The 399-nt window shown below is 43.6% G+C and carries 1 protein-coding gene; it reads left to right on the top strand.

Going from position 1 to position 399, the window contains the following annotated elements; genetic code table 11:
- Window positions 1-396 (top strand): TrkA C-terminal domain-containing protein (locus HC175_RS19840; protein ID WP_209310132.1); only part of this gene is annotated, 396 nt, incomplete at its 5' end.
- Between the last annotated feature and the right edge of the window lie 3 nt (window positions 397-399).

A 399-nucleotide genomic window follows, 5' to 3' on the forward strand; every position in this document is an offset into this window, starting at 1 on the left:
GCCCGAAGTATGAACAGTAAAACACACATCATCGTGCGGGCTAATAATATTGACAATGTCAAAAAATTGTATGATGCAGGTGCCGATTATGTTCAATCCCTTGCAACCGTGAGCGGAAGGATGCTGGCTTCCCATATTTTTGAAGATGAAACATCATTAGCGGCTGAAAAACAGATCAACCTTGTCCAATTGCCGGCGGGAAAATTATCGGGAACTACACTGGCAAAAAGCGACGTACGGGCAAAAACAGGATGCACAATACTGGCAGTGATTAGGGAAGGAAATAAAATCACCACTTTGGATCCCAGGGAATTTAGATTTCGGCAACAGGATGATGTTATAGTTGCCGGAACTGACGCCAGCATCCGGAAGTTTGAGGAAATGTACATCAACTGAAAT

The organism is Salinimicrobium oceani (assembly GCF_012037645.1).